This window comes from Synergistaceae bacterium, assembly GCA_012728235.1.
GTDB lineage: Bacteria > Synergistota > Synergistia > Synergistales > Synergistaceae > JAAYFL01.
This window is the reverse complement of record JAAYFL010000075.1, coordinates 1-7872: the sequence shown is the minus strand read 5'-3', so window position 1 is coordinate 7872 and position 7872 is coordinate 1. Positions and strand designations below refer to the sequence as shown.

Below are 7872 nucleotides of genomic sequence, written 5' to 3'. Positions count from 1 at the left end.
GTTCTTATGCTTTATCTCCGCTCATTTTATATCTGAACGCAACAACTGCTATCGTATAAATAACGATAGAGTATGAAAGCACAATCGCAAGGTGTGGTAGCAGTTCGGCGTATTCACCAGCAACAGCCAATTGGGCCATTTCCGCCGCATGATAGAAAGGAAGGACGTGGCAAACTTCCTCAAAGCTACCGCCGATAAGTTCAATCGGAATAAACACACCTGAAAGCCATCCAGCAACATTCGTGAGTAATGCTCCACAAATACCGCTAACTGCTTTGTCGTTTAACAGACTCCCACACAGCAAGCCAATCCCAATAAACATTGCCCGTTGGCGTACATTCTAAAAGAAACATCATGGTTGCCAATATAGAGGCGAAATGGAAGGCCTACGTTTTTCAATCGTAAACCCAAAGCCACATCCTCCACGACGTTGTTCTTAACGCTTTCATGGCCACCCACTTTTTCATATTCCCGGCGTGAAATCAGAATGATGGGTCCATAAAGGCCTAGGTTGTATGGTTCTGGCAGACCAATTCCGTTCGCGGCAATCTGAACAAGATTGAACATCATCGAAAGCTGTTCATACATCTTTTCTGTCTTATGATAGGGCTGAACGGAAACCGTGCAACCCGCCTGCCGATAAGCCGCTAGCAATAATCGCAAACCATTCGGTCCCAGCCTCACGTCCGCGTCAAGGAATAGCAGAAGCTCTCCCGTGGCAGCATCTGCGCCGTTTTGGCAAGCCCACGTCTTGCCCGTCCATTCATTTGGCTTTGTGTTCAAGGCGATCAACCTAGCACCACTGGCTGCAATGATTTGCGCAGTGGAATCCTCTGAATTGTCGTCCACACAGATGATCTCGTGTATCGGTAGTGTTTGTGCATATAAATCCGAAAGCAGCAAAGGTAAGTTCACTTCTTCGTTGCGAGCCGGTATGATCACAGAAACGGACGGATAGTTCGCTACTGTGTCCCTTTCCGCAGCGGGTAACGTCGGGAAACGGTGAAATAGTATCGCAGTGACGGCCAGTCCAACCAATACGATTGCTAACTCGACAAGAATGCACGTCATGAACCGCTTCCTTTCATCTTCTTATGAATTGCATCCGCAGCAAGTTTTCCGGTCAATATGGATACCGGTAATCCGGATGGACTAAAAGTCCATTGCCCGCATTGGTAGACATCTTCAATCGGCGTATCTATGGATTCCGCAATTCTCCTGAACCGGCTCTCGGAGGGCATCTTTTCGTTGGTAAATGCCCAGCCCGTAATGGCTCCGTGGGAGTTTCCAGTTTCACGCTCTATCGTTATCGGTGTTGAGCACAGCGCAAATTCAACCTTTTCTAATATACCGGGGAATACGGATGACTCGAGCACCTCTGCTATTTTGCCCATACAATACTCTTTGAATTGACCGTACTTACCAGCATTCGATATATGCTTGACAAGACGGTAATCCATCAGCGTGCTTACGATGACGCCGGTTTTCCCTTGCGGCGCAAGCGCAGCATCCCGTAGAGCAGGGCAGGAGATCTCATAGGTCGTGCATTCCAGGTACTGCCCAATCCATTCATTTAGCTTGTCTTCAGTCGCCGTAGCATCAGTCCAGCCTGTCAGCGAGGTAAGGCCTACCGTTGATGGCGTATAGAACGCATGCGATCCGCATCGGTCTGCAAAATACTCCCTATCCAAATTGACACCCATAAATACAGAGAGTATGGAATCACCACCACTACCCTTATCAACCAGAGCACGTTGGATGCCCGCTTGTGGTGTATGCGCATCTACAGCCGCATAAAACGTTTTTTGATCCGCCGCCCAAACCAGCTTTTTGTAGTTGTAACTTTCTCCACCTGCTGTATACAGCTGCTTGTTATTTGTATCCACGCGGGTCACTGTAGTATCAGTCAGAAATTCACCGCCTGAACGCATAATAAAATCAGTCACCGCCTCAGCCAGAACGCCAGTACCGCCTTTGGGATAGCGGTAATCGAGATATAGCCCAAAGTAGCTCAGTGCAAAAAATGTGGGGGTGTCTTTGAAAAAGTGCTGTGTGATCATGTCTATGAGATGTTGATTGCTCGTGAACCGCTTCAGATAAGCGACGACCGGCTGACTCAGGCGGCTTGCCTTTCGGATATTGACCGGATACTTAAGCAGCCATGGAAGCAGCGTTTTTAGCAATTTCGGGTCTTTCATATTATCGAGAAAAAGCAGATTATCGATGCCGTATAACACGTCCATATAATCCATCACTTTTTGGATCTCCAACGTGATCTTATCGATATCTGGCGCATTCTCCGGAAAGATCTTGGTCAGCATCTTTGCGTAGCTCTTTAGACTCTCCTGTCCGCACAGTCTTGTCCATCGATCTCCAATACCTATGGATACAGGATTTGGCGCAAATTCCAACTCCAGTCCCAAGCTTTTGAGCATAGGGAATAAAATGCCGGAGTTTTCAAAAGCACGAATACCGGCGTCAAAAGCATAACCCTGATGCCAAAAGGTGTTCACCAGACCGCCTGTCTTATGCGATTTCTCCAACAGCAGCGTGCGGTACCCATACCGGCAGAGATACGCCGCGCTTGTTAGCCCTGCAAGTCCGCCGCCTACCACGATTGCATCGTATTCTTTATTCACAGATTCACCCCGCTCAAATAATGAATAACCTCGCGAATTTCTACTGCGTCATTTTTATCGGTCATACAGATACAATCCGCCTCGAACTTTTCCAACAAATCCAAGTCAACCCTGTTCTTCAGCCAACACTTTTTGGCACCGACAAAATTCCCAACAGCTACACGACGCATGATGCCGCGTATATCTACTTCGGTTGAGCAGGTAGGGTGCTCACACAACCTGCACCGCATGGCTTTGCACATCACTGCGTGCGATGCTTTGTCGTACCCGTCATAGAGCCGGTCTGCCGTAAAGGGCTTCTCCACAATGCGGACGAAGTTCTTCATATTTTCCTGATAGACATACGGCTCTTTTCCCAGCTTTTTGAGCAGGGCGTTAGCGGCCGAAAGACCGGAGGTCGTCACTGTGGGCGTTCCTGTTCCCATCACGGTGGACTCGCCGCAGCAAAATAGGTTATCCCATTCCGTGCGCGTATGCAGGCGGCGGAACATATGCTGCCCCAGCATCTGTTTGGGGCCTGCCACTGCACCACCATTTTTCATTGTGTACCATTCAATCGTTCTTGGCGTTGCCACCTCGGCATACCGCACTGCCTTTTCAAAACCGGGGAACCGCTTTTCTATTACGTTAATCAGACGTTCCTGTTCTTTTTGCTTCTTTCTCTGATACTCTCTCTCGTCTGACAAATCCCAGGTTTCAAAGGTGGGGCCGATGGCCACAACAGTGTGCTCACCCTCTTTGCACAGGGTTCTGTCATCGATACTGAGTATATATACCGTCACTTCGCTTTCATCGAGCATATCCGGATTGCCTATCAGCATCTCGATGGGCGCTGTATCTTCAGGAATGATGTTTTTATCTACCACGGCATACAACACGACGCTGGGGTAGGTGGGCACTTGCTTCTTCGCCCACGTCCTGCGTTGTTCGGTCGAATGCTCATGGCCAATCAGCTTGCCATACAGGTTCCAAACCGTTCCAGAGTAAATGATATCCGATGCAGAGAGCACCTGTCCGTCGTCTAGTTTTACGCCCGCGGGCTTGCCGTCCTCAAATTCGATGGAGACAGCCTCCCGTTGCAAAAACATGTCTCCGCCGTGCTCTTCAATAACCTTCTCCAGCTTGCCCGGTAAAAACAGCGTGGAGCCGGCCGGATAGTAGCTGCCGCCCACATGGTTGTCGACGAACATCACGGCCGCCAGTACCGCAGGGGCTTCTTCTACCGTCGCATAGCAATACGTGGACGTCAGCTTGTCAAAAAACTTGAATATCTCCGGATCGGTAAAATACTTTTCCAGCAGGCTTTTTGCACTCTTGTTAAGGAAGCTTAGAAACCGGATATAGGATATCGGATGCTTCAACATGCTTTTTAAAGCTGTTTTACCATCGGTTTCATCGGCTGTGGTGTAGCTGGGTGATTCCACCATCACATGGCGGTACATCGTCAGCATATCGCGGTAGAATCGACGAATGTTATCTTTTTCGGCTGGAAACACTTCGGAGAGCTCATACGCAAATTTCTCAACGTCTGCCCAGAAACGTATCCTCCTGCCTTTAAAGTTCACACAGTATAAAAGGTCATGGCGAATGACGTCAATCGGCTCTTCCAAACAATTGAAAACAAAGCGGTGCGCATTGAAGCCGTTTTCGCCGAAGCCGTACAGCATGGCAGAACCCTGGTCAAACGTTACATCTCCGCGTCGAAATATTCCGCATGAACCGCCCGGATTATATGATCTGTCAACCACGGCAACAGTCAGGCCGCGTTTAGCCAGCAGGCTGGCCGCAGTAAGCCCCGAAAGGCCGCCGCCAATAATAATTGCATCGTATTTCAACCGTATTCCTCCGGACATTCGTTATTGTTGTACTTCTTGTTTGCGTTTTTGCGATAGCGCGTTGTATATCACCGTTGCAACGAAAATAACAAGGCAGATCACTACCGTAATGATCACATCGGTGTATTGGCCGGAAAATCCGTTAGCCGAAGTATGCTTAATCAATATTCCAGTATACGCCCAAACGAGCACAAGCCCATATGCGATATCCCTAAACCGAAGCACAGTGGCAGTACCAATCAAAGCACCCGCCGCCAGCATAATGACCGTCCATGTGGATTCAGGCAAGCCCAAGCCGTTCCAACCACGGTCCACAAGTAGTGTTGTGGCATTTGCAATTGTCGCAACGGTGATCCAGCCAAAGTAGACGCTGAACGGCAAGCGGTGCAATAACTTTTCTCTTGTGGTCAAGTTTTGCGATTTCAGTGAAGATACGATTACAATCAGACAGATTAGCAAGCAAGCCATAAGCAACACCGATAAGGGGATGATCTTGTAGTGCCATGAAAATATCCATGCAGTGTTGACTAAAGATGAGATTGAGAACACGATGGTTGTTTTTCTAAGTAATATCACGTTGACATCGGCATTCTTGCCTCGGAACAGTCCAAGTTGAAACAGCACATATATTGCCAGCAACGCGTAAATCACACCCCAGATCGAGAATGTCAACCCAGCCGGAGCGAACAAATTGGGATAGGAGTCGGAAACTGCGCCCGTGTTAATCCCGTTGATCGGCAATATGTTCGCCAGCGCATTCACAGCAACCATTGCGACAAAGGTAACCACGACGATGATTTTTAACCCGACATTTTTCTTGCTTTCCATAACAATTCCTCCTCTTTATTTGTAGAAATAATACCCATTGAGAAGATGCTCCTCCTTGTATTTCCTTGCGATCCTATGAAGACAGTTCTTAAGCGATGTTAAGCTTGCATCGTCCGAAAGGTACTTCGTCAACAGCCGGTCAAACCGGCTTTTTTCGGTTTTTGTGGCCTTGTTTTTGAAATACCCCCAAACATGCTGGACGGCATTCACTACATTTCCTCTGTGGATGGGTGTACGGTACGCCTCTTCAACCAAACGGTACATCTCCAAAGCCGGGTAGGTGTTCTTGTCCGTTAAGAGTGTGCGAATACGGCCATACTCGGCAGGAGAGCGCTCCAGAATGCTGTATTTATACCTGGCCCATTCTCGCTCCAGCGCGCCTATCCCTTGATTTGAGACACAGTTGATACACTTCAAAGCGGATATGTTTTTGTCCTTTACCTCCAACATAATATCGATGTCCATTGCAGATAACCGGTGATAAAAATCCAGAAACGTTTCCAGCTCGATAGTCTCCGAATGCGCCCCTGTTCTTTTGGTGGGGTTTTGCTGGGAATAATGAATCTTCTGTAAACCATCACCCCTTTTCCAAGTTGCGCCACAAAGATTTATCCAGTCGAGATCGCTCATCGCGTGATCTGCCGGATTGGCAGCATTATGCAAATTGTCATAAACAACAGGGATATCGACAGCCGAAGACGCTTCGAGTACATTGTCGATGTTGAACATGGTATCGTCATTTTCCAGCACCAGGCGGTTTTTCACAGCAGGCTCAAGATGCCTGTAATGCACCAGAAATCTTTTTATAGCCTGGGCTTTGTTCCCATAAACGCCGCCCAGATGAAGTACCAGTTTGTGTTCAGGGTCAAGTCCAAGCGCGTCCAACACCTTTTCGTGATAGTCGAGGTCCTCTATTGCCCGCTCTACTACCGCGTTATTTATTGAGTTGAGAACGGTATATTGTCCTGGATGCATGGATACACGCATGCCCGCTTTCATAATTTTTTGTCCAATGCGCGAAAACTCTCCAGATAAGTGCTCGTGCCACGGTATGTCTGCCGCGATGCTTGATCCAAATGGGATCAAGTCAGAAGAGATACGGAATAGCTTTATACCATTGAGCACATTGTAGTCGATTACGGTTTCCAGCGCAGACAGGTTGTGCTCAATCAACGACATAAGCCGCTCTTCATTGGCATTCTTGAGTGTGCAGCTTTTCATTTCACTGCCATTAACGGCAACTGCAAGACATGCATAGCCAATGCTCATTGTCCGCCCTTCCGTTCAGTAGAAACTGCACTAATACCTTTCCAGTATGCCTCAAACATTTTCGAGGCAAATCCGTTTTTATTCGGTTTTTTTGGATGCAGCAACATCATATCCAGTACTCCCTGAATCATCGTAAAGTACAAATTTAATGCGCTTTCAGAGACATCAGCACGTATTTCTCCGTTATCGATACCTTTTTGGAAACATCTTTTGATCCGTTGCATGTATTGGTTGTCCTGATCCACGATCAAATCTCGAAAGATGCTTTTATGCTCTTCATTTGAGATCAACGGCATTGTCCTCCAAAACCTCAGCCGCTTGTTTTCTCCGAAATACTCCATTGCGAAATCAAAGAGTCTTTGCATTGCTTCCTTACAACTTAGCTTCTCTGCTAGCAGAATTTCTTGTTCTAAGCATTCATAATACCTCTGGATCTCCTGGCGAATCATTATCTCCATGATCTGATCTTTACCTTCAAAATGTCTGTAGAGCGAAGGGGTTTTGATTCCAACAGCACGAGCTAGTTCGGCTACAGAGAGGTGGTCACCTTTTACAGAAAACAATTCAAACGCAGCTTCAATAATTTCTTGCTTTTTATCCAATCGCAGCACCCTTCCTAACGACCATTAGTTAGGTATATTTTACGCTTATCGTCATGTTTCGTCAATATATTAAGCTCGACAAACGACAAATGAACAATGTGTTTACCTCTGCACACAGAACAAACGGGGACAATGGAACAGGGCGCATTTTGTATCAAACTCGTGTTCTTTGCCAATCCATAGTTTTCGCTAATGAAAGTGGTGTACTCTCGCTAACGATTTATACTTGCGCTCGCGATTACGACACCTCCGCTTACGATTGTTGGCAAAGAGTTTCATCGTATCAAAATTATCAGCCTTTGCCAGCAGCGTGACGCTGCACCCAAATTCGCAAACCGCTTTGGTGGTTTGCGAATTTTTGTTGCACGAAAGTGGCGTCATCTGAATAGTCAAACCTTTACAAAACAAGACCGCAGAAATGCGGTCTTGTGCTTTAATAATGTAAGAGCAGAGTACAAATGCCATTAAGGTGCAAAATAGAAATGACTGGAGTTCGTTTTCATAAGTTGTGATTATCACGCAGTTCCGAAAAAGTGCATGATCGACATCCTCTCACTGGTTCTTATGCTTTATCTCCGCTCATTTTATATCTGAACGCAACAACTGCTATCGTATAAATAACGATAGAGTATGAAAGCACAATCGCAAGGTGTGGTAGCAGTTCGGCGTATTCACCAGCAACAGCCAATTGGGCCATTT

The 7872-nt window shown here is 47.0% G+C and carries 8 protein-coding genes; all 8 read right to left on the bottom strand.

All coding sequences use genetic code 11. The features are described from left to right. Window positions 1-4: 4 nt before the first annotated feature. Entirely contained in the window at window positions 5-322 is a 318-nt protein-coding gene (locus GXZ13_05420) for an ABC transporter permease (GenBank protein ID NLX75253.1), read from the bottom strand. Continuing rightward, on the bottom strand, window positions 283-1071 hold the full coding sequence (locus GXZ13_05415; GenBank protein ID NLX75252.1) for a glycosyltransferase: 789 nt from the start codon (window positions 1069-1071) through the stop codon (window positions 283-285). Before GXZ13_05415 ends, GXZ13_05420 begins: the two co-directional genes overlap by 40 nt. Then, on the bottom strand, window positions 1068-2639 hold the full coding sequence (locus GXZ13_05410) for an NAD(P)/FAD-dependent oxidoreductase (protein NLX75251.1): 1572 nt from the start codon (window positions 2637-2639) through the stop codon (window positions 1068-1070). Before GXZ13_05410 ends, GXZ13_05415 begins: the two co-directional genes overlap by 4 nt. Continuing rightward, window positions 2636-4474, bottom strand: a complete 1839-nt coding sequence (locus GXZ13_05405) for an FAD-dependent oxidoreductase (protein ID NLX75250.1) — start codon at window positions 4472-4474, stop codon at window positions 2636-2638. Before GXZ13_05405 ends, GXZ13_05410 begins: the two co-directional genes overlap by 4 nt. A 21-nt stretch (window positions 4475-4495) precedes the next feature. Beyond that, entirely contained in the window at window positions 4496-5302 is an 807-nt protein-coding gene (locus GXZ13_05400; GenBank protein NLX75249.1) for a tryptophan-rich sensory protein, read from the bottom strand. 15 nt (window positions 5303-5317) lie between these two features. After that, on the bottom strand, window positions 5318-6571 hold the full coding sequence (gene uvsE, locus GXZ13_05395) for a UV DNA damage repair endonuclease UvsE (GenBank protein NLX75248.1): 1254 nt from the start codon (window positions 6569-6571) through the stop codon (window positions 5318-5320). Further along, window positions 6568-7173 carry a TetR/AcrR family transcriptional regulator gene (locus GXZ13_05390; protein NLX75247.1) on the bottom strand — a complete coding sequence of 202 codons (606 nt, stop codon included), beginning with the start codon at window positions 7171-7173 and terminating at the stop codon, window positions 6568-6570. The genes uvsE and GXZ13_05390 overlap by 4 nt, the downstream gene beginning before the upstream one ends. A 562-nt stretch (window positions 7174-7735) precedes the next feature. Continuing rightward, window positions 7736-7872, bottom strand: a 137-nt coding sequence (locus GXZ13_05385; GenBank protein NLX75246.1) for an ABC transporter permease, incomplete at its 5' end; no start/stop codon positions are given.